This is a genomic window from Aquirufa sp. TARAVU-A1A (genome assembly GCF_054558675.1).
In genome coordinates, this window is record NZ_JBPXKP010000001.1 from 174,941 (window position 1) to 197,845 (window position 22,905).

Sequence of the window (22,905 nt, forward strand, 5' to 3'; positions counted from 1 at the left end):
TGGAAAACGTCAAGGATGAAGCGAGATTTTATACGCCAATCATTTCATCGATTGGAATACTGAGCACGCGCGTTAGATTGTAAAGTTTCTGTGCATTTGGAAAGTGTTTACCGGATTCCCAATAATTATAAGCACTTTGACTGACTCCCACGGCAGAAGCAACTTGTTGTTGCGTCATTCGTTTGGATTGTCGGGATTTAATCAGGAGGACTGAAAAAAGGTGTTTTGTTTTCATGATGATTAGGGTTAGGTGAATTTTTCATACGGGAATATTTAAAATTGAATGCTTATATGCAATGCTTTGGATGAGATATTTGTTGATTTATCACTAATTCGGTTGATTTATTTATGAAACGGCACATCATTTGACTAAATGGAAATAAATTTTCCATTTTAGAAAATACCCAAAAAATAAAAAGCCCGAGACAAATTGCCTCGGGCTTTCAAACAAATTAGATCAATCTTATAGATTTCCTTTTTTCAATTCGCTTACAGCGAAATCGGCTGCACGCGCGGTCATTGCCATGTAAGTTAACGACGGATTCACACAAGAAGCGGATGCCATTGCAGCTCCGTCTGTCATGAATACGTTCTTCACTTCGTGAACTTGGTTATGTTTGTTCACAATCGAGTTCTTTACAGATGTACCCATACGCGCAGTTCCCATTTCGTGGATACCTAAACCAATGTGCGTATTTTGACCATTATATGCGTTGATGTTTTTGAAACCAGCTGCTTCTAACATTTCAGCGGCATCATTCATCATATCTTGACGCATTTTGATTTCATTTTCGCCAAAATTAGCTTCGAATGAAAGGACAGGTAAGCCCCACTTATCTTTTTGATCGCTTAGCGTAAAACGGTTGTTTGGATCTGGTAAAATTTCACCAAAACCGCCAAAACCAACAGTCCATTGACCCGGATGCGTTAAGCTTTCTTTGAATTGTGCACCAAAGCCATCTTGACCTACGCCACGTCCCCAACCTTCACGGCTTGCACCCCCTTGGTAACCAAAACCACGCGTATATCCACGCTTGTCTTTGCCCCAGTTACGGTAACGTGGGATGTATAATCCGTTCGGGCGATTTCCGAACATATAGTCTTTCTCAAAGCCATCTACGGTTGCAGAAGCACCTACTCCCAAATGGTGGTCCATGATGTTACGACCTAATTGGTCAGAATCATTACCCAAACCATTTTGGTAACGGTTCGATTTCGAGTTCATCATGATCGCAGTTGAGCCAATTGCCCCAGCGTTTACGAAGATAATTTTTGCGAAATACTCTTTATGCTCCAAGGTGTTTTGATCAATCACGCGAACACCTTTTGCTTTTTGCGATTTCTCATCGTAGATAATTTCAGCTACGATTGCATTGTGTACCATTGTTAAACGACCTGTACGTTGTGCAGCTGGTAAAGTTGCCGACAAAGAGCTAAAATAAGCTCCATAAGGACATCCACGCATACATTTGTTACGGTAGTTACAAGATGAACGACCTAGATCCGTATGTTGCTTACCAGGTTTTGTTAAGTGCGCTACGCGACCTACTGTCACGGGACGACCTAATTTTTTATCCACCGCATTTTTGAAGTGAACTTCTGGAGCAGTCATCTGCATCGCAGGCAAGAAATCTGAATCTGGTAACACGTCTAAGCCTTCTGCTTGACCTGAAATACCCGCAAATTTCTCCACGTATGCATACCAAGGTGCTAAATCATCATAGCCGATAGGCCAAGGAGTACCGATACCTTCTTTTTCATTCGCTAAGAAATCCTCGCGATTCCAACGGTACGTTTGACGACCCCACAACAAAGATTTACCTCCTGTGTGATAAGCACGGATCCAATCGAATCCACCTTTCTTCTCGATGTATGGATTTTGCTTATCATTTTCGAATAAGTAGCGATGCTCCTCTGCAGGCGTATAACCTGTACGCATTCCTGCCCAATATTCCTCGGCAGCCATGTTAGTTGGCCGACCGCGGTGGTCGAACTCCCATGGATTTTTCATCGCAGTTTCGTAACCTTCGATGTGTTTGATCTCACGACCACGTTCCATCACGGCAACTTTTAAGCCTTTTTCTGTTAATTCTTTTGCAGCCCAACCACCCGAAATACCGGATCCAATGACGATAGCGTCAAACGTTTGGCTCTTGATTGCATCTATATTAAGATTCATTTCTCGTATGATTTGGGATTAATAAACAAATGATTTTTGATCAGGCTTCATGTTTGAAATGACTTCAAACTTGCCTGGAACGGGATGGTATTCGAAAGAACCTTCGATGCCTTTTTCAGATGTATAGTATCCTAACAAAGTCAATTCTTTCATCACGCGCCAGAATGGAACACCACCGGCACCTTCTAAAATATCCTTATCCACATTGTCTCCCACTTTCACTTTGCTCGCAGAATAGGATTTCATCAATTCTTTGGTATCTGCTTCTAACAAGGTTAACATCGCTACTTGCGCATCATGTGATTGATCCAAAAACTTTGCTTTTGCTAAGTTATCAACCCCTTTTTTAAAGCTCACATGTTCTGGTTTTTTGTAGCAATCATTCAACATCATTTCGATGAATGGAGGAACACCTGCTTCAATGGCACCTGCGGTAGATGTTTTTGGAATAATGTGTTCAGCCACGGCAGCAACGATTTTGCGTTGGCTATCTGTCAAAGTGAAGGTACCCGCTTCCGCGACAATACCTGCTTTTTTTGCCTCCATAGCAAACAAGGTAGGGGCACTAAAAACACCTCCAACGAGCATCGCTATTCTCGAGACAGCATCTCTTCTGTTAAGCATAGTTTTATTGTTAAATTGTTCAGGTCGGTTGTCTTCTTTTTTGATCAAAAAGACAAGCAACAAATTTAATCAGAATCTTCGTTTTTCTAGGAATTATTTAGCTTTTTCTAACTTTAAAACTAAATCTATGCGGTATGGAGGTAGATTTTTGACGTCGATGTGGATGCCTTGTTTTTCTACAGTTCCTACCAAAGTCTGCGTTTCCCCTAACATGCTCACGGGACCATTTTTGTAATTCCCTGGGATATAGATCGTTTCGTCTTGTGGACGTTTTAACAAATGTACATACACGTGCGTGTCCGTCTGAGTCGTTACACCCCAGGTTTGTGGACTCAATGGCCCACCGCGCGTTCCGTAAACAGATTCTCCGTGGCCTTTCAACCAGCGTCCAGCTACAGCCAACGAGTCTGTAAACTCCGGTTGGATTTCCCCCGTGGGCATCGGACCTACATTTAATAACAAGTTTGCGTTACGTCCAGCAGCGCCAACTAACAAATGAATAATTTGCTTGGGCGTTTTAAATTTTCGGTCCGTGATGTTATATCCCCAGGCACCATTAATGGTTTCACAAGTCTCTAAAGGCAATGCAGAGGCTTGCTGAAAACTCAGCCCGGAATGATTCTCCCCGGGTAAATCCCGCTCAAACATTTGGAAGTCCTCCCCAGGAATCGGATCCAAATGGTGATTATTTCCAATCAAACATGCAGGCTGCAATTGATGAATCAAGCTGTAAATTTCATCGTATTTCCAGTCGATGCGCGATTTACGATCCGCACTTCCTTCTGTATTCGTTTGATCCCAATGCCCATCAAACCAAATGTTATGAATTTCCCCGTAATTCGTTAACAATTCCGTTAGTTGGGCCTTCATAAACTTCAGGTAGGAAGCATAATCGCCTTTCCCTTTCCGGCCGCTTTTTTGGCCGGTACGACCCGTCTCAAAAGGATAATCGTCGCGGTACCAGTCCAGGGTGGAATAATAGAGCCCCAATTTCATATCTTGTTTTTTGCAGGCTTCCGCTAACTCTTTGAGCGCATCGCGATGAAAGGGCGTATTGGTTATTTTCCAATCAGCTTGCTGGGTATCCCAATTCGAAAAACTATCGTGGTGACGCGTAATGAAGATGATGTATTTCATTCCGGCATTTTTAGCGGTACTAACCCAAGCATCTGCGTTGAATTTGCTCGGATCAAAAGCAGGCATTAAGCGCCCATAATCATTTTTGGAAATGCCTTTGTTATTCATGACCCACTCGCCATCGCCGAGCATACTGGACAAACCCCAGTGGATGAACATCCCATATTTGCGGTCTTGAAAAGCTTGACGTTCGGCTAAATTCGCGGCGGATGGCGTGTATTGTTGGCTAATCGCCTGAAAACTGGCAAAAAGGGCTAATAATAGGGTGATTTTCTTCATCGATGTAGGTTTAGAATCAGCAAATTATCATTTTTTTGGATAGGTTTATCAGGAAGTAGATAGGATTTTTGGGAGATTTTTTTGTTTTTTGTACCGCTACTGCAGGTTTATATACCCCGGCAGCCTATCAGCTAAAAATTACACATGCAAGAAGCTTCTCCTATTTTCGACAATAATAAAATTCCTGTTAAAAAACTCTGGCAAGTCATCATCGCCTCCTCGGTTGGTACGGTGATTGAGTGGTACGATTTTTACATTTTTGGCAGTTTATCTGCGATTATTTCCCTTTCTTTTTTCCCAAAAGACGATCCTACGGCGGCATTTTTATCTACACTCGCGGCATTCGGTGCGGGATTTGTGGCAAGACCTTTTGGTGGAATTTTGTTCGGCAGATTGGGTGATAAGATTGGTCGGAAATACACCTTTTTATTAACACTTCTATTGATGGGCGGCTCTACATTCGCCATTGCCTTAATCCCATCATATAGTGAGATTGGTCTCGTTGCTCCCGCGATTTTGTTGCTTTTACGTATCATTCAAGGACTCGCATTAGGTGGCGAATATGGCGGTGCGGCGACCTACGTAGCAGAATATGCACCGGATGCCCAGCGTGGAAAATACACAGCCTACATCCAAACTACAGCTACGATTGGATTTTTCGTTTCGATCGTCGTGATTTTAGTTTGCCAAAACCTGATGGGCGATGCCACTTTCAAGGATTGGGGCTGGCGCGTGCCTTTCGCCCTATCTGGAATTTTGGTGATTGTTTCCTATTTCATTCGTCGGAACATGCACGAATCCCCGCTGTTTTCGAAATTGAAGCAGGAAGGCCGACTCTCAGAAAACCCCTTAAAAGAGGCTTTTGCTTCGAAAGCAAATCGCCGATTGATGTTGATCGCGATGTTTGGTGCGATTGTGGGACAAGGGGTTGTGTGGCATACAGGTCAATTTTATGCGCAGATATTTATCAACAAGATTCTGAAGGTTGATTTTACAACGACCAATTTGATCATTGCTGCATCCTTGGTTGTGGGAACACCTTTGTTTGTGGTTTTCGGAAGTTTATCGGATCGTGTAGGTCGCAAGAAAATCATGTTGGGCGGCATGGCCCTCGCAGCCATTTTCTATTATCCTTTGTTCGCATGGATGTCGGACATCGTAGATCAGGAAGGGACTTTGATCAACGACGCTTACCAATTAACGATGAAGGGGAAAATTGAATTAGCCTTCATTTGCACGTGCTTAGTGACCTTTGCATCCATGGCATACGGTCCCATCGCGGCGTTTTTAGTGGAATTATTCCCGACCAAAATACGCTATACCTCGCTATCGGTACCCTATCACTTTGCGAATGGAATCTTTGGAGGATGCGCACCCTTTGTCGCTACATGGCTTGGAGCAGTGACCCATTCAAATTTCTCTGGAATCTTCTATCCGATTGCACTTTCGGCCTTGACGGTGATTGTGGGGGTCTTGTATCTACCTGAAACCAAAGGAAGGGCGTTAATGGATTAATGTTTGGACTTTAGACGTTAGACATTGGACGTTGGACGTTTCTCTTTGGCAAACCTTATAGGATTGCCAAAGTTCCCAAGGCTGAAGCCTAGGGTTTTAATTCAAGCCCAGACCTAAGTCTCGGATCCCTCGATAGCCGTATCAGCCTTCTCCTATAAATTCGGCGATTTAATCCGATTAATGAATACCGCTGCCAAAACAATTGGCAAAGAGAATAGCACAAAACGCATCGAAATGGATGCCCCAGAATCTGCCATCAAGCCAAATAAACTTGGTCCTAAAATCGCTCCAAAGCGCCCCATGCCCATCGCTAATCCTACCCCGGTTGAACGAATTTCGGATGGATAAATGCGCGTGGAAGCCGGATACATGGAATTGAATCCACCCTGTACAAAAAAGCCAATCCCGAATGTCAAGGCAAACTTCAATAGAAAATCTTGGTCTAAGTTTCCATAAAGGTTCAAGAGCACAAATGCGAGCAGAACATAAATCATGATCACGCGTTTAATGCCAATCCGACCAATCAAAATACCCATCACAAAGACGCCCGAAAAAGCGCCCAGGTTCATCGCAGTCCCGATGTAAGTAGCTAATTCGAATGGCATGCCTGTTTGTTTGGCAAGAATGGGAACCCAGCTCAAGACGGTATAAAGTGTGATGAATCCAAAGAAAGTGGCCAACCATAAATAAATCGTGGATTGTCGGAATTCCGGCACAAAAAGATCCCGCCAAGAAGCACGCTTCACCTGCATTTTATCTCGGTTCAAATAAGCCGGAGATTCCGGCAGGACAAAAAACACGGCTATAAACATCGTCAATGAGAATACTCCCGCAGACAAATAGGCAAAGCGCCAACCGTACAAAGGCACAATCCACGCACTCGCAAAGCCCGTTAAAATAGCCCCGAGCGGCCAACCGCCCTGCACAATACCGACATTAAAATCACGCGTTTTATCTGTGGAGAACTCCGAGGCAACCGTCGCCAAATTGGGCAAAATTCCGCCGATACCTAAACCGGTCAGGGCCCGACAAACCAAAAGCAATGCGTAATTCGATGAGAAATAGGCCAGAAGCATGCCCGAGCTGATCAGGAATAAGGAAATCAAAAATATCTTCCGCCGACCGATTTGATCCCCATAAGGAGCTAAAATAAAACAGCCCGCCGTCATTCCACCTAAACCCGAACTGAAAATGTAGCCTAATTCGGCATTACTAAGTCCGAATTCCTTCATGATTTCAGCACCCGTAAAGGAGACCAACAGCACATCGATGCCATCATTGAAATTCAGCAAAAAGCATAAGGCTACTACTCCGATTTGGAGCCAAGACATCGAATTTTTCATTTGATTTGAACAACAATTTTTCCTGGGTGACCACTCGACGCTGCCATTAATCCTGCCTCCAAGTCCGCTAAAGGAATATATTTTGAAATAATTTGGCCTGGGTGAATTTCACCTGCCACAATCGATTGAATAACCGATTTAAAATCCTCCGGATGGTCATAGATCAAGGACCCCCGAATGGAAATGCCCCGACGAACCAAATCCAACGGAGTAAAACTTGCCGGCTTTTCCGACAAACCCAATAAAACGACACTTGCACCCCTTGGAACATCGGCACACAAGGCGGTGGTTGCCGCCGCGGAACCCGTACATTCAAAGGCAACGCGAACATCTGCCGTCTGCCATTCACCCGTACGCGCACCCAAGGAAACTGCTTTCTCTAAGAGCATCGCATTCAATTCGCCTACATAAACAATGATGCCGCGCTGAATTGCCAAATGGGTAATCAACATCCCGATGGCCCCGAGGCCAAGGACATAAATCGCATCTCCAGCATGCAAAGAAGCATGTTTAAGCGCATGAAAAGCAACGGCAGTAGGTTCAATGGTGACAGCATCCGTATCAGAAACGGTCTCAGGCAATGCATGCGCAAAGTCGGCCGGAATAAGCACATATTCCGCAAAACAACCGGGAGCATTTAAACCTATGGTTCGTTTATTCGGACAAACTGTCGCCTGGCCGCGTTCGCAGTAGACACAATTTCCACAAGGCGCATTGGGATCAACCACAACTCGCTCTCCGATTTCGCGCTGCACTCCTTCGCTCACGGCATCGATGTAACCCCAGCCTTCATGGCCGATAATCGTTGGGCCTGGCAATGGTCGGTGCCCACCAAAATAATGTACATCCGAACCACAAATACCTACTTCCTCCAAACGAATGCGCAATTGTCCCGGACCTGGCACCGGTATGGGCTCCTCACGAAAAGCAATGGATTTGGGCCCTGTTAAATAAGCAGCCCGCATTATAAAATCTGATTAAATTCGATGATTTCCCCTGATGGCCCTTTCACATTGAAAAAACGAGTTCCATTTTTCCAAAATTGAAGAAAAGTCGGCGTGGATTCTAAAATCTCAAAACCTGCTTTTTTCAAAGTATCAAACGCATGATCTACATCGGCAACATCAATGGCGAAATGATCCACATGGCCATTTGACCGACCTTTGATCTCAGCTAATTGCTTCGCAGGCATTTGGTATAATTCGACAATGACCTCGTGATTTTTCATCATGACACAGGTGCCATAACCGCCATCAAACTCAAAAGGAGCCTCCATCACATTCTCAAAACCGAGGCGCTCATAAAATGGAATGGATACTTCTAGGTCATGTGCGGGGATACCAATGTGCTGGATCCGATGGATAAAATCAATCTTCATTTCCGTGTTATTATAGGTTCAAGAACCTAAAAATAGGAAATTTTAAGCTTATGGACGCGCATAGCCCAAATTAAGTAGGAATTTTGGTTGGTAATAACCTTGTAAACCCGAGACTGCCAATGAACCCGCCTCCGCTAAATCGATAAAACCATCCGCGGCCACATGTGATTCGTCCAAGAAAGCACAGGCTAATTCGCCAATTACTAAATACGTTCCATTATGCTTAATCGGCATGACATCAACCAATTTAAAGCCCAATTGCACCGGACTTCCCGCAACGAAAGGGACTGAAAATTCCGGACGGACTTGTTCTGTTAAAGCAACGTGATCAAATTCAGATACACCTTCCGGATATTTGGCACTGGTCTGATGCGCCGCTTCGAATTGGTCAATACCCACATGGTTCATCGTAAAAAAACCTGTGGATTCTATGTTGGCTAATGTATGTGGCGTGGCCTCCTTTGGCCGATTGATAAAACCGATTAAAGCTGGATCAGCTCCTAAATGAACGATATTTGTAAACAAAGCAACGTTCGATAAGCCCGACTGATTTTGGGTAACGATCAAAGTCGCCGGTTTAAAACCGCCCAGACAGTTGACAAAATTCGCGCGTTGGTAGCGATCCATCGCTTGTAAATCGAAAGGAGTGTAACATTTCATGAAAAGCTAACTTACAAATTGTCGGATTGTTTAAACCTTAAATATGCGACCGCGCTGATAAAAGAAGCGTAAAATCAAAAACCAGATGAGCAAGTACGTAAAAGCCCCGGCGAATGAAGCTAGAAAAGGATCCGAAATTCGAGATGCGAATAGGACATCCTGCAAATAAGCCGTCAGCCCCTTCCCTTCCACTTCTAGCATGTTTAAGGCACGCGGAATGATGCCTGAAAAGAAGAAGACCAACATGGGATTTACACCAAAAATTACAAAGGGTTTTGTCCAACCTGCGAAATGTTGCACGTCTACGATCCAATATAAAAGACATAATAAAACGATTGCCCAGCCGCCGGTATATAATACAAAGGAACTAGACCAAAGCGCTTTATTGATCGGGAAGCTAAGATCCCAAACAGCCCCCAAAACAATACAGAATAAACCCGCCATGGCCAATAGTCGCGTTTGCGAACGAAAATACAGGCCGGCCAACATCCCTAAAGTACCCGTCGCAAATGCTGGAATGGTACTTAATATCCCTTCGGGATCCCAGGTTTTGGTCACCGACCACAAATGCCCAGGCAATAAATAGTTGTCGACATACGCCGCTAAATTCCTGCCCTCCTGCAGGCTTCCTGCCTCGATACCCGGAACGGGCATGTAGGTCATGAGGACCCAATAAGCAATCAGAAAAAGCAAGGATAAAAGAACCAATCCACGCGTGGCAATTCGGCCATGTAACATGGCCAATAAAGCATAAACTAAGGCGATGCGAGGTAAAACGCCCGGTAAACGAACGTGGGCAAAATCTTCAAACCCGCCAAAAGCGAGCAAGATGGCTAAAACAAAAAGCGCAAGAGAAACATGTAATTTTCGAGGATAATCCGTGAAAAACAAAAGGGTTATGATTGTTGTAGCCATCAATCGAACGACCATCAATGGGGCGCCCGACCAATCAGACACATGAATTTTAGAGAAAAAACTGAGAAACCAACCCAGTAATAGTAGACTTAAAGTCCTCGTTAAAATTTTAGAAAAGGCAACTGTCCCCGATTGACTGATGGAAACGGATACACCTACGATGAAAAGAAAGAAGGGGAAAACCAGGTCTGTGGGCGTGCAGCCATTCCACGCCGCGTGTTCCAAAGGCGCATAAATATGTCCCCAATCTCCCGGGTTATTGACTATCGTCATCATCATGACGGTGATTCCTCGAAAGACGTCGAGCGATACGATGCGGTTTTTCATTTCCATGTTCGAAAATTAGCCATTTTTATACTAAATCAATATTTAATTGTAATTTGGAATTACTTTTCCCAACAAACATGTCCAAAATTATTGTCGTAGGAAGTTCAAACACCGACATGGTCATTCAATCCGCACGGATTCCAAGACCCGGCGAAACCATTTTAGGGGGCTCCTTTTTTATGAATCCGGGAGGAAAAGGGGCAAATCAAGCGGTAGCCGCTGCGCGCTTAGGTGGCAACGTGCATTTTATCTGTAAAGTAGGACAGGATGTGTTTGGAGATATGGCACGCCAACAGTTCATCGCGGAAGGAATTCATACGGACTTTGTCATTTCAGATCCTAATCTGCCTTCTGGAGTAGCGCTGATTAATGTAGATGCACAAGGCGAAAACAGTATTACTGTGGCTTCTGGAGCGAATGGGAACCTGGGTATCGTCGATATTGAACAAGCGGATGCACTTTTCGAAACTGGTGACATCTTATTGATCCAATTAGAAATACCACTCGAAACGGTTTGGCACACGATTAAAAAAGCACATAACAAAGGAGTTAAAGTCATCCTAAATCCCGCGCCAGCCGCTGAAATTCCCGATGAAATATATCCCTACCTATTTGCGTTGACGCCAAACGAAACCGAAACGGAATTATTAACAGGCATCGAGGTGAATTCCTTAGGAAAGGCCCAAGAGGCCGCCACGATTTTATTGAACAAAGGCGTAGCACACATGCTCATCACCATGGGCTCACAAGGTGCCTATTACCAGTCGGCGGAAACCAAAAACTTCATCCCTACAAAACAGGTGCAGGCCATAGACACGACCGCGGCGGGCGATTGCTTCAATGGGGCACTGGCCGTTGCCTTAAGTAATCATTCCAATTGGGCCGATGCGATTCCCTTTGCCTGTGCTGCGGCAACCATTTCTGTCACGCGACCAGGTGCTCAGGCGTCCATGCCCTTATTAGCTGAATTGATATGAAAAAAGTGATATTTTTCTTGTTCATTTCGCTGCAGGTCTTCGGCCAGCAAAAACAAAAAGTCATCTTTGATTGCGATTTGGGAGATGACATTGACGATGCCTATGCGCTGAGTTTGTTGCTTACCATGCAGGATCGCTATGAAATTATGGGCATCACGACCTGTTACGGTCGGACGGAAGACCGTGCGCGCCTGGCTCAAAAATTGTTGGCAGAAACCGGTCAAACCAAAATCCCCGTGTATGTTGGGCGCAATACTTCAGGCCAAAATGAACGGGCCAACTGGTTTGCCGAGCAATTTTATTGGGCGGAGGGATTTAAACCTGCACCCAAAGTTGCCCCCGTTTTCGCGAATCAATATCGGCAGACGATTGGCTTGAGTCCCTTGAAGCAAAAAGATCCTGATGCCGCAGAATTTATTCGAAATACCTTGATGCAATATCCAGGGGAAGTAATCATTTTTTCCGTGGGCCCTGTGACGAATTTCGCGGACATTATCGATCAAGATCCGCAGGTGCTGAAAAAGGCCAAAGCGATTTATGCCATGTTTGGTTCTTTCCGATTGGGATATTCGGCGAAAGCGCCGATCGATGCGGAATGGAATGTTGTGGTCGATATACTTGCGGCTAAGAAATTTGTCCATTCAGGAGCGAACATTGTTTATGCAGGATTAGATGTGACGGCGATGGTGAAATTAGACCGCAACAATCGCGATAAAATTAACCAGCGACAATCCCCGTTAACGAATGCCTTAAGTGGATTGTATGTGCTTTGGGGAAATGAAACGCCTACCCTTTTTGACCCGGTGGCCATCGGCATGGAAGCCTATCCGGCATTATTCCAAACAGAAAAGGTGCATATCGACGTGGATGACAAAGGCTTCACGCACATAATTCCCGGGAAAACACCCAATGCGGAAATCGGAACGAGCATCGATTCGGCCGGATTCATAGACCGCATCATGAAAAAATACCTCTACCAAAACCTACAACCCAAACGATGAAAAAGCTTTTCAGTTTAGTGACGTTTTTACTTTGGGGCCTAGTCTCGCTAGCGCAAACCCAGCTATTCAACATCACGCCGGCGGCCTTACAAAACAAAATCAAAGGCGGTTGGGCCGGCCAAACCATCGGGGTGACTTTTGGTGGGCCGATGGAATTCCGTTACAATGGAACGATAATAAACGCTTACCAACCGGTGCCGTGGTATGATGGCTATTTGAAAAAAACGATGCTTGAAAATCCAGGATTGTATGATGATTTGTACATGGATTTAACCTTTGTGGAGGTTTTTGAACGGGAGGGTTTGCAAGCGCCGATCGCCTCACACGCGAAAGCTTATGCACAAGCGGGCTATGCGCTTTGGCATGCGAATCAAGCCGGCCGATATAATATCTTGAATGGAATCATGCCACCTGCATCGGGACATTGGAAGAACAATCCGCACGCAGATTGCATCGATTACCAAATCGAATGTGACTTTGCGGGATTGATGTCACCTGCGATGCCGAATGCAGCTTCGCAAATCTCAGATCAAATCGGGCACATCATGAATTACGGTGATGGTTATTATGGAGGGGTGTACTTGGGTGCTTGCTATACTTTGGCCTTTGTTCATAATGATATCAATAAAATTGTCAATGAGGCTTTAAAAACCATTCCTGCTCAAAGTAATTATTACAAATGCATCTCCGATGTGATTCGTTGGCATAAACAATACCCCAACGACTGGCGTAAAACGTGGCTCGAGGTTCAAAATAAATGGTCGGACGACATCGGTTGCCCGGACGGCGTTTTTGCTCCTTTCAACATCGATGCGACGGTGAATTCGGCCTATGTGGTAATAGGTTTATTATATGGTCAGGGCGATTTTGGGAAGACCGTTGAAATCGCAACGCGGTGTGGACAAGATGCGGATTGCAATCCTTCCTCAGCTGCGGGGATTTTAGGAACGATGCTCGGCTATGACAAAATTCCAGCTTACTGGAAACTGGGATTAAAGGAGGCGGAAGATATTGATTTCAAATACACGACAACGTCTTTGAACAAAGTATATGCAATCGGCTACCGTCATGCCTTGAAAAACATTGAAATGCACGGCGGGAAAGTGGGGGTCAACCTTATCCAAATTCCGCTCGAAGCCCCTAAGGCAGTACGTTTTGAACAGAGTTTCACGGATGTGTATCCGGTGGAACGCTTGTGGGTGAATAAGCCGTTGAAAGACGAATATAGCTTCCAATTTGAGGGAACGGGATTTGTGGTGAAGGGTGACATGGCCAAATGGGCGTCCTTGGATCCGCATGCCTTTGACCTTGAAGTTTGGGTTGATGGAGCGTTGATGGAGCATGTGAAATTGCCGGTATCCTTTACGACTCGCCGACATGAAGTAACCTGGAAATATGATTTGGCCCATGGAAAACATGATGTCAAATTGAAATTAGTGAATCCAACGGCGGGTTATGAATGCAAATTGACCGACATTTTGATTTATCAAGAAAAGGCCATTCGCGTGAATGATCAGAAAAATTATCGATTAGGAAATTTATAAACGACAAGAACATGTTCATCATTGAAACCTATTCAACAGCTGTTTTCCTTTGTGTGATAACCATGTTATGCTGGGGATCTTGGGCGAACACACAGAAATTAACGACCTCCACCTGGCGATTTGAATTGTTTTATTGGGACTATTCCCTTGGGATATTGTTGGCCTCTTTGCTCCTCGCCTTCACCTTAGGAAGCACAGGAACGATGGGACGTGGCTTTTTAGCTGATGTTGCACAAGCAATGCCTGAACACATCCAATCCGCATTGATTGGCGGTGTGGTATTCAATGCGGCCAATATTTTATTGGTGGCCGCGATAGGCATCACGGGCATGGCGGTTGCATTTCCGGTGGGAATTGGAATCGCTTTGGTGCTTGGGGTGTTGGTTAATTATTTAGATCAGCCGAGTGGCAATCCCTTGATTATTTTTGGTGGCGTGGGAATGATCACCTTGGCGATTATCTTGAATGCATGGGCATATGGCAAACGCAGTTCGACGGGCATGTCGGTCAAAGGACTGTTGATTGCGGTGGTCAGCGGATGCATGATGGGTTTGTTTTATAAGTATGTGGCCAACTCGATGGTTGTAAATTTCAGTATGCCGGAAGCGGGAAAATTAACCCCGTATACGGCATTGGTATTTTTTGCGGTGGGGATTTTAGCGAGCTCTTTGGTGTTTAATACGATACAGATGTACCGACCGTTTCAGGGTGCAGCAGTGGGCTTTGGGGATTATTTTCGGGGCAGTCTCAAAGATCACGGTGTAGGGATACTTGGAGGAGCCATTTGGTTTGTGGGAATGGCCTTCAGCATTATCGCATCAGAAAAAGCGGGGACGGCGATTTCCTATGGACTCGGTCAAGGCGCCACGGTCGTTGCCGCTTTGTGGGGAATTTATATTTGGAAAGAATTTGACGGCAGTGATGCCAAAACCCAAGGAATGCTCAAGCTTATGTTGGCTTTATACATCCTCGGGTTAGGGCTATTGATTTACGCGAAATAAGCGCTTATAATTTCACTTTTTTCCATTCGCCATTGATGAATACATCGACGGTTCCACCTCCTAGTTTAACGAGGGTGAAATTTTGCACTTTCCCATTTGCCCAGGTCATGTTAAGCGTGTAGCCTCCGCGGGTTTTCAAACCTTTAACTTCTCCTGAATCCCAGGCTTTTGGTAATGCTGGAAGCAAATAAATTTTCGTGGCTGTGGACTGTACCAACATCTCTGCCACGGCAGCGGCGCCACCGAAATTTCCGTCAATTTGGAATGGAGGATGCGCATCAAAAAGATTCGGATAGGTTCCGCCGCCACGTTGGTAATTAATTTTCACGCCGTCGGGCTCAACGTATTTCAATAATTCGCGATACATTTTGTAGGCATGGTCGCCATCTTTGAGTCGGGCCCAAAGGTTAATGCGCCAGCCTTTTGACCAACCCGTTGTTTCATCTCCTTTAATTTCCAAGGTTTTCTTTGCAGCATTTGTCAATGCAGGCGTTTCTTCCACCGTCAAATGGTTACCTGGGAATAAGCCGTACAAATGACTTTGATGGCGGTGTTTGGGATCTTGATCCGGCCAATCGTGGTACCATTCTTGTAGATTGCCCAGTTTGCCTATTTGGTATGGATACAATTTCGCAAGGGCATCTTTCACTTGTGCCGTGAATTGAGAATCATTTTGCAAGACCTCTTGAGCAGCTACAATATCCAATAACAATTCGCGAATCATGGCTAAATCCGCCGTTCCGCCATAAAGCGTTGAGCCGATGTACCCTGTAGGTGTGATGAACTTATTCTCCGGAGATGTAGACGGCGATGTGATGAGATTGCCTTTAGCATCCTTAATCATAAAGGCCAAACAAAATTCTGCCGCGCCTTTCATCAATGGGTAGGCCTTATTTTGCAAGAATGCCTTGTCCAGCGTGAACTGATAATGCTCCCAAAGATGCGTAGATGCCCAAGTGGCGCCCATCGGCCAGTTGGCCCAACTCGGCTCCCCATTCCCAAAATCACCCACGGGATTGCTCATCGCCCAGATGTCGGAATTGTGATGCGTGACCCAGCCGGGTGCATTGTAGAAAGTTTGAGCGCTGATCCGTCCTGTTTTCTCGAGGTTTTCAAGGAAGCCAAGAAAAGGCAGGTGCATTTCGGAGAGGTTGGTGTTTTCGGCCAACCAGTAATTCTCCTCGGCATTGATGTTCATGGTATAATTACTGCTCCAAGGCGGACGGATGTGTGGATTCCACAGCCCTTGCAGATTCGCAGGTACTTTCGGCGTTCTTGAACTGCTGATAAGCAGGTAGCGGCCATACTGAAAATAAAGTGCTTCCAAATAAGGGTCAGACGCTCCCGTCGCATAGCGACGTAAACGCTCGTCGGTAGGTAATTCAGGCGCTTCTTTCCCGCCCAAAGTCAGCGAAACCCGTTGGTAGAATTTCTGATAATCTGTCAAATGGCGCGCATAAAGCGATTTGAGTGGGATTAGACTAGCGTCTTGTAATTGTTTTTGAGCGAGTGAATCGTCGTTTTTCCCTTCACGAGAAGGGCTTTTGTCGAAACCATTAAAACTGGTAGCCATGGAAACGAGGATGACGGCCTCGGATCCGTTTGTCAACACGATGGATGAGTCGGTGCGCGTAACTTTCCCATCCGTGGATTGCAATAAGATATCGGTGGAAAAGCGGGTGCCTTTGTTGGCCAAAAACATGATGGGATTTCCTTCTTTCCTGACATAATTGGGATCCGCCCGGACGGGCGCTGTTCCCTGCATGTGTAGGTGATTGGTCGTAGAATGGATTTGGAATTTCAATTTAGAATCCATCCGAATCGCGAAAGACAAAGCACCTTTTTGTTCGCTACTGATGTGGATGGCGAAGACTTTATCGGGATGCGAGACGAAATATTGTCGTTTAATGAGATTGCCGTCCGCGCGATATTGGACTTTGGCGATGGCTTGATTGAGGTCAAGTTCGCGGTAATATTGCGTGATCGTTTTTGTTGGGAAATCCAGATACATCGTACCTAAAGGCGCATAGGATTCGGAGAATTTGCCTTGGATTTTTTTGACGAGTGAATCTGCCGCACGGTAGTTTTCGGCTTTGAGGGCTTCACGCACGGCGGGCAAGTGTTTATAAGCCTCGGGATTCATGCGTGGGTTCATGGGTTCGCCGGACCAAAGCGTGAGGTCATTGAGGTAAATCTGTTCGGTTTTTGTTCCGCCAAATACCGTTGCTCCTTGGGTTCCATTCCCTAGGACGAGCGTTTCTTCGAAATAGGTAGCCGGCTTATCGTACCAAAGTTTAAGATTTTTCTGTGCAAACAGGGGTGTGCTTAAAAGAATCAAGAAGCAGATATTTTTCATCAGTTTTTTGCTAGGTTTTGCTGTGAATATTTTATTTTTTTATAACCCTGCCGGGGTCGTTGACCCCGGCAGGGTCACCACCCACCTACAAGACTATACGTTGCATTTTCGCAAGGCCATTTTTGGCGACGGTTAGTGGATCTTGTGTGTAAAGTGTTTTGTTGAATAATTCTAGGGAAATCACTTCGGGCTGAAGAATTTGTAAAATTTGCGTGATGGGAGCTTCTCCATCTCCGACATAAATGCGGTCGGCGTCTGTGATTTGTCCCGGAGCAATCGACTTGACATAATCATTCACGTGGAATACATCGACGGCATCAGGCCCGACAAGATGCAAGGCATCCACGGAAGATTCGCCTTTATAGATATGGAAAACATCGAGTAATAATCGGGCATCAGGATGTCCAGCTTCAGCAGCAACGAAGAGCACCTCGGAAACTTTGCTGAGATTTTTCGAATGGCCCCACATTTCGAGGATGGGTTTAACGCCCATTTGAGCCCCTAATTCCAAAATAACCCGATAGCGTTCTGCAGCTTTATGCAAATCCAATCCTGCTTCTTTCGTGGCACCCATGGGAGGGGCCGCGGTGCGCGGACATCCGAGCTGGGCCAACATATCCATTTCGCGTTTCATTTGTTCAAGGCCTTGGGCACGAACTTTTTCGTCGTCGACGATCCATTGCGCGAAACCAATGGCATTTTGAATCTTCATGCCCAAATCATCCGCACGTTTCCGGGCTTCTTTTAAGGTTCCACCTGATTTTAGATAGGCTTCTAAGGTAGGCATCCAAATCTCACAGGAGCGAAAACCCGCTGCAGCTGCAATTTCGATTTCGCGGATATACCCCAATTTTTGCCCCATGATGGTGCTCATGTTTAGGCAAAGTTCAGGTTTGTATGATTTTTTAGCCATTACTGGAGAATCCAGTGAAAGGGTGGACATGCCCGCTGCGATGCCGGAGGCTTTTAGCAGGGATCTGCGGCTCATTTGACTCATTCATATAGGTTTAGCGATGTAATTTAATATAAATACGGCTAAAAACTATCGGGATTTAAGGGACAAAAAAAAGCCCTCCAAAAAGAAGGGCTTTTCAATTCTAACGTGGTGGTAGATCCCGGACTCGAACCGGGGACACACGGATTTTCAGTCCGATGCTCTACCAACTGAGCTAATCCACCTCGTTGATCCCATGGATATGGGACTGCAAAAATAGGAAAGTTTTTTTTTAATCCCAATTTGGCCTTAAAAATATTTCAAATAAGCCGTTTGCCCACGCTGACTAAAGGAAATATGTTCTTACATCCGCGATTATCCGAGGGATTTTGTAATTTTAAAATCAGCCTAGCAATGAAGGCTCAAATCTATGATCTTACGAACCGAAAATTTGGTTAAAAAATACGGCCAACGCGTGGTTAATGACCATATTTCCTACCAAGTAGCTCAGGGAGAAATTGTTGGGTTATTAGGCCCCAACGGCGCCGGTAAAACAACTTCTTTTTACATCGCGACAGGCCTGGTAAAGCCCAATGAAGGCAAAGTGTTTTTAGACGATCTTGACGTGACAGACTTGCCTATGTACAAGCGTGCGCGCTTGGGTGTAGGTTATTTGGCACAAGAAGCATCTGTTTTCCGCACCTTGACCGTGGAGGAAAACATCTTAGCCGTTCTCGAACTGACAGATTTATCCAAAGCGGAACAAAAAGAAAAAACAGAGAGCTTATTAGAAGAATTTTCGTTGACCCATGTGCGCAAAAGTTTAGGCCAAGTGCTATCGGGTGGCGAACGTCGTAGAACCGAAATTGCACGCGCTTTGGCAGTTGACCCAAAATTCATCCTCTTGGATGAGCCTTTTGCCGGCGTAGACCCCATTGCCGTAGAAGAAATCCAAAGCATTGTCGCCAAATTAAAATACCGGAACATTGGTATTTTGATTACCGATCACAACGTAGATGAAACATTATCCATCACGGATCGCGCTTACTTACTTTTTGAAGGTAGAATCTTGAAGGCGGGAACTCCACAAGAACTCGCGGATGATGAGCAAGTTAGACGATTATACCTCGGCAAGAACTTTGAGTTAAAAAAGAAATAGCATGAGAAAAGAAACCCTTGCCATTCATGCAACCCATTTGCAGGATGAAACGGCCGCTTCCATTGCGCCGCCGGTATTTTTGACAACGACTTTTGAGCGCTCTGAAGACGGTTCTTACCCCAAAGGGCACATGTACTCTCGCAATTCAAATCCGAATCGCGATGTATTAGAAAAAGGCCTCGCCCAATTAGAGGGAGGGGAAATTGCTTTTGTTTTCGGCTCAGGACTTGCTGCCGTTTCAGCGGTTTTCCAATGTATGAAATCGGGAGACCATGTATTAATGCCTACCGTAGGTTATTATGCCAGCTATAAATTAGCCGAAGAAATCATGGGACCATGGGGCTTGCAGGTTTCGCAAGTGGACATGAGCGATCTTGCTGCCGTTGAAGCAGCTATCCAACCAGAAACGAAATTAATTTGGGTGGAAACACCAGCAAATCCTTTATTGAGCTTAAGTGATATTGAAGCGATTTGTAAGATTGCACATGCTCGCAATATTTTGGTGGGCGTTGACAATACGTTGACAAGCCCCATTTTACAAAATCCGATTCAATTTGGCGCAGACATCGTGATGCACGCAACCACGAAATACATCGGGGGACATTCTGATGTATTAGGGGGTGCCATTATTTTCAAAAAGGTTTCAGCATGGACTGAGCGTGTCAAACGTGTTCAAATTTTAATGGGCGCTACGCAAAATCCATTGGATTGCTATTTACTAACTAGAGGGCTCAAAACATTGCCCTTGCGCATGCGTGAGCACAGCAAAAATGCATTGGAATTAGCCACGCGTTTGGAAAAACATCCCGGCATTGAACAGGTGCATTATCCGGGATTGCCTTCAAATCCTAATTATGCATTGGCAATTAAACAAATGCCTAATGGTCAAAGTGGGATGATTTCGATTCAGATCAAAGGCGATGAAGCAAAGGCAAGAAAGGTGGCGAATCGATTGCAGTTATTCCAACAAGCAACTAGCCTAGGGGGTGTGGAGAGTTTGGTGGAACATCGCAGATCCATTGAGGGACCTGAAAGTAAAACGCCAGGCAATTTATTGCGTTTGTCGATTGGATTGGAACATGTGGAAGATTTGTGGGAAGATTTAAATCAGGCAATTCTGGGTGCATGAAAAGACTTTTTGATCTAATCGTTGTCATCATTGCCGGCATCATTTTTGCAATACCCATGCTGGTTGTTGCAATCGCGGTTTGGCTCAGCTCTAAAGGGCCAATTCTATATTGGTCAAAACGCGTAGGCAAGGAAAATGCCTTATTCGATATGCCAAAGTTCCGCACGATGCAGGTGGAGACTCCTGTGCTACCTACGCACTTATTGGGGAATCCGGATGCCTATTTAACTCCCATTGGATCTTTTTTACGCAAAAGTAGCCTTGACGAATTACCACAATTGTGGTGTATACTTTGTGGAGATATGTCGGTGGTAGGTCCGCGTCCCGCGCTATCTAGCCAGCAAGATTTAATCGATGCACGTACGATCAAAGGAATTCATGTTTTAAAACCCGGCCTAACTGGTTGGGCCCAAGTGAACGGTCGGGATGAGATCCCGCTAGAAAAAAAGGTGCAACTAGATTATGAATATCTTGATAAAAAATCACTCATTTTCGACGTTTACGTCGTGCTATTGACCTTTTATAAGGTGGTGAAGCGTGAGGGGATTCAGCATTGAGCGGAGTGACGCTGCCGGGGTCTGCGACCCCGGCAGCGTCTACCCCCACCCAATTTCCGAAAAAGCCCTAAAAGTTTCCTGATAATCTTTCCTAATCCTTGCATTAGCCCAATCGCGAATGCAAATTGCCAATAAAAAAACCAACATGTTGCAAGCGAAAAAAAACTGGATCTATGTACCTGAACCCAATCCCCAAGCCGTAAGCGCTCTGGGAGAAGAATTCCAAGCCAACATCAATCCCTACTTTTTGCGCTTGCTCGTTTCACGCAAGCTTAACACCCTGGCTGCCGCTAAAACTTTTATGGTCCCTACCTGGGAACAATTATATGATCCTTTTCTCATGAAGGACATGGATAAGGCGGTTGAAAGACTCAACCAAGCGCTTGAAACCGGCGAGAAAATCCTGATCTATGGAGATTATGATGTGGATGGAACCACCTCGGTCGCTTTGGTCTACAGTTATTTAACGTTGGAACTAGGTGCCGATTGTGATTATTACATCCCTGATCGCTATGCGGAAGGATATGGAGTTTCTCAAGCCGGAGTTCAATATGCTGCAGATAATGGTTATACCCTGATTATTTCATTAGACTGCGGCATCAAAGCCCACGAACGCGTGCAATGGTGCAACGAAAACGGAATCGATTTTATCGTTTGCGACCATCATCTTCCAGAAGCTACCCTACCGGAAGCTTACGCTGTCCTCGATCCCAAACGCAAAGATTGTGCCTACCCTTTCAAAGAACTCACGGGCTGTGGTGTAGGCTTCAAATTATTACAAGGGTTTATCCAAGAAAATGATTTGGACATGGAACCACTGATAGATCGAATCGATTTATTGGCAGCCTCCATTGCGGCCGACATGGTACCTATCATTGATGAAAACCGCGTACTCGCTTATTTTGGCTTACAAAAATTAGGCACGAACCCAAGTCCCGGTTTGGGCTATTTATTGCAAAAGGCCAACAAAAAAGCCCCAATTCAAATTTCGGATATCGTTTTTTCCATCTCTCCCACCATCAATGCAGCGGGACGCATGGACCACGCCCATGGTGCCGTTAAATTGCTACTAGCTGCTAACCAAACTGAAGCAGGTATGATGGCCGAAGCGGTGATCCAACAAAATTTGGACAGAAGGGTCGTGGAAAAAGAAATTGTCCAACAAGCCTTACAATTATTTGAGGGAAATGATTTTCTTCAAAACGCGAATAGCACCGTACTATTTCAAGCCGGTTGGCATAAAGGCGTCGTAGGAATTGTAGCTTCTAAAATCCAAGAATATTATTACCGCCCCACCATCATTCTGACGGAATCCCATGGACAAGTCGTCGGATCGGCACGATCTGTTAAGGGATTTGACATACATCATGCGCTTGAACAATGTGCGGATTTGTTGACACAATTTGGAGGCCATACCCATGCTGCTGGATTACACTTGACCAAAGAAGCATTACCCGCATTCATCGAAAGATTCGAGAGCTTGGTTAAAGCAGGAACCCCTGAAGGTGAACAAAAAGCAGATTTAACGGTCGACATGGAAATTCCACTGCAAGCCTTGAGTTTGCCATTTTATGATAATCTTTTGTGCCGACTGTCTCCGTATGGTCCGGGTAATATGCTGCCAAATTTCCTAAGTAGCCAAGTTTATCTCTGCCAAGCTCCTTTAATCATGAAAGAAGAGCATCTGAAAATTGTCATTTCTGACCAGCCTGGAGGAAGGGCCTGGGAGGCTGTCGGGTTCGGAATTCGAGCAGATTATTATGAGGGACTTGTGGACGCCTACGAAAAACAATTGCCAATCAAAATCGTTTATCATTTGGATATAAATGAATTCCGAGGTGACCGAAAACTGCAATTGCGCATATTAGATATGGCACAATAAATGGTAAA

General features: G+C 45.1%; 20 protein-coding genes and 1 tRNA gene. 9 read left to right on the forward strand and 12 right to left on the reverse strand.

The window, feature by feature from the left end; genetic code table 11:
- Positions 1 to 28 precede the first annotated feature (28 nt).
- The 4 genes from V7S75_RS00885 to V7S75_RS00900 all read right to left on the reverse strand — a co-directional run bounded on the left by V7S75_RS00885 (position 29) and on the right by V7S75_RS00900 (position 4,219).
- A complete protein-coding gene (locus tag V7S75_RS00885) occupies positions 29 to 235 on the reverse strand; it encodes a helix-turn-helix transcriptional regulator (protein ID WP_459510809.1) in 207 nt (68 codons plus the stop codon).
- A 228-nt stretch (positions 236 to 463) separates the two neighbouring features.
- Positions 464 to 2,179 carry a GMC oxidoreductase gene (locus V7S75_RS00890; RefSeq protein ID WP_459510810.1) on the reverse strand — a complete coding sequence of 572 codons (1,716 nt, stop codon included), beginning with the start codon at positions 2,177 to 2,179 and terminating at the stop codon, positions 464 to 466.
- Between the two features lie 18 nt (positions 2,180 to 2,197).
- Positions 2,198 to 2,803: a gluconate 2-dehydrogenase subunit 3 family protein gene (locus V7S75_RS00895; protein WP_459510811.1), complete on the reverse strand. Its 606-nt coding sequence runs from the start codon at positions 2,801 to 2,803 to the stop codon at positions 2,198 to 2,200.
- Between the two features lie 93 nt (positions 2,804 to 2,896).
- Positions 2,897 to 4,219 (reverse strand): alpha-L-fucosidase, encoded by a 1,323-nt coding sequence (locus tag V7S75_RS00900; RefSeq protein WP_459510812.1) that lies wholly within the window; start codon positions 4,217 to 4,219, stop codon positions 2,897 to 2,899.
- Between the two features lie 144 nt (positions 4,220 to 4,363).
- On the opposite strand from V7S75_RS00900, the gene V7S75_RS00905 reads away from it, so the two are divergent.
- Positions 4,364 to 5,734, forward strand: a complete 1,371-nt coding sequence (locus V7S75_RS00905) for an MFS transporter (protein WP_459510813.1) — start codon at positions 4,364 to 4,366, stop codon at positions 5,732 to 5,734.
- Positions 5,735 to 5,886: 152 nt separating this feature from the next.
- On the opposite strand, the gene V7S75_RS00910 is transcribed toward V7S75_RS00905, so the two are convergent.
- From V7S75_RS00910 to V7S75_RS00930, 5 genes are read right to left on the reverse strand one after another with little or no spacing between them, the layout of a single operon-like run.
- Positions 5,887 to 7,077, reverse strand: coding sequence for an MFS transporter (locus V7S75_RS00910; RefSeq protein ID WP_459510814.1), 1,191 nt, complete (start codon positions 7,075 to 7,077; stop codon positions 5,887 to 5,889).
- Positions 7,074 to 8,042, reverse strand: a complete 969-nt coding sequence (locus V7S75_RS00915; protein ID WP_459510815.1) for a zinc-dependent alcohol dehydrogenase — start codon at positions 8,040 to 8,042, stop codon at positions 7,074 to 7,076. Before V7S75_RS00915 ends, V7S75_RS00910 begins: the two co-directional genes overlap by 4 nt.
- Complete coding sequence (locus V7S75_RS00920; protein ID WP_459510816.1) at positions 8,042 to 8,455, reverse strand: VOC family protein; 414 nt, start codon at positions 8,453 to 8,455, stop codon at positions 8,042 to 8,044. The genes V7S75_RS00915 and V7S75_RS00920 overlap by 1 nt, the downstream gene beginning before the upstream one ends.
- Before the next feature lie 48 nt (positions 8,456 to 8,503).
- Complete coding sequence (locus V7S75_RS00925) at positions 8,504 to 9,115, reverse strand: flavin reductase family protein (protein WP_459510817.1); 612 nt, start codon at positions 9,113 to 9,115, stop codon at positions 8,504 to 8,506.
- 30 nt (positions 9,116 to 9,145) lie between these two features.
- On the reverse strand, positions 9,146 to 10,363 hold the full coding sequence (locus tag V7S75_RS00930) for an acyltransferase family protein (protein ID WP_459510818.1): 1,218 nt from the start codon (positions 10,361 to 10,363) through the stop codon (positions 9,146 to 9,148).
- 71 nt (positions 10,364 to 10,434) lie between these two features.
- On the opposite strand from V7S75_RS00930, the gene rbsK reads away from it, so the two are divergent.
- From rbsK to V7S75_RS00950, 4 genes are read left to right on the forward strand one after another with little or no spacing between them, the layout of a single operon-like run.
- A complete protein-coding gene (gene rbsK / locus V7S75_RS00935) occupies positions 10,435 to 11,334 on the forward strand; it encodes a ribokinase (RefSeq protein WP_459510819.1) in 900 nt (299 codons plus the stop codon).
- The gene (locus V7S75_RS00940) at positions 11,331 to 12,335 is read left to right on the forward strand and encodes a nucleoside hydrolase (RefSeq protein ID WP_459510820.1); all 1,005 of its coding nucleotides are present in this window, start codon (positions 11,331 to 11,333) and stop codon (positions 12,333 to 12,335) included. The genes rbsK and V7S75_RS00940 overlap by 4 nt, the downstream gene beginning before the upstream one ends.
- Positions 12,332 to 13,879: an ADP-ribosylglycohydrolase family protein gene (locus V7S75_RS00945; RefSeq protein ID WP_459510821.1), complete on the forward strand. Its 1,548-nt coding sequence runs from the start codon at positions 12,332 to 12,334 to the stop codon at positions 13,877 to 13,879. Before V7S75_RS00940 ends, V7S75_RS00945 begins: the two co-directional genes overlap by 4 nt.
- An 11-nt stretch (positions 13,880 to 13,890) precedes the next feature.
- A complete protein-coding gene (locus V7S75_RS00950; RefSeq protein ID WP_459510822.1) occupies positions 13,891 to 14,880 on the forward strand; it encodes a GRP family sugar transporter in 990 nt (329 codons plus the stop codon).
- A 4-nt stretch (positions 14,881 to 14,884) separates the two neighbouring features.
- Here V7S75_RS00950 and V7S75_RS00955 read toward each other — a convergent pair whose 3' ends face one another.
- The 3 genes from V7S75_RS00955 to V7S75_RS00965 form a co-directional block, all read right to left on the reverse strand.
- Positions 14,885 to 17,236: a glycoside hydrolase family 95 protein gene (locus V7S75_RS00955; protein WP_459510823.1), complete on the reverse strand. Its 2,352-nt coding sequence runs from the start codon at positions 17,234 to 17,236 to the stop codon at positions 14,885 to 14,887.
- 85 nt (positions 17,237 to 17,321) lie between these two features.
- Positions 17,322 to 18,233: a sugar phosphate isomerase/epimerase family protein gene (locus V7S75_RS00960; protein WP_459510824.1), complete on the reverse strand. Its 912-nt coding sequence runs from the start codon at positions 18,231 to 18,233 to the stop codon at positions 17,322 to 17,324.
- 106 nt (positions 18,234 to 18,339) lie between these two features.
- Positions 18,340 to 18,415: transfer RNA gene (locus tag V7S75_RS00965), tRNA-Phe, on the reverse strand.
- 185 nt (positions 18,416 to 18,600) lie between these two features.
- On the opposite strand from V7S75_RS00965, the gene lptB reads away from it, so the two are divergent.
- The 4 genes from lptB to recJ all read left to right on the forward strand — a co-directional run bounded on the left by lptB (position 18,601) and on the right by recJ (position 22,897).
- A complete protein-coding gene (gene lptB / locus V7S75_RS00970; protein WP_459510825.1) occupies positions 18,601 to 19,329 on the forward strand; it encodes an LPS export ABC transporter ATP-binding protein in 729 nt (242 codons plus the stop codon).
- Between the two features lies 1 nt (position 19,330).
- A complete protein-coding gene (locus tag V7S75_RS00975; protein WP_459510826.1) occupies positions 19,331 to 20,458 on the forward strand; it encodes a trans-sulfuration enzyme family protein in 1,128 nt (375 codons plus the stop codon).
- Complete coding sequence (locus V7S75_RS00980; protein ID WP_459510827.1) at positions 20,455 to 21,015, forward strand: sugar transferase; 561 nt, start codon at positions 20,455 to 20,457, stop codon at positions 21,013 to 21,015. Before V7S75_RS00975 ends, V7S75_RS00980 begins: the two co-directional genes overlap by 4 nt.
- A 145-nt stretch (positions 21,016 to 21,160) precedes the next feature.
- Positions 21,161 to 22,897, forward strand: a complete 1,737-nt coding sequence (gene recJ, locus V7S75_RS00985; protein WP_459510828.1) for a single-stranded-DNA-specific exonuclease RecJ — start codon at positions 21,161 to 21,163, stop codon at positions 22,895 to 22,897.
- Positions 22,898 to 22,905: the final 8 nt, after the last annotated feature.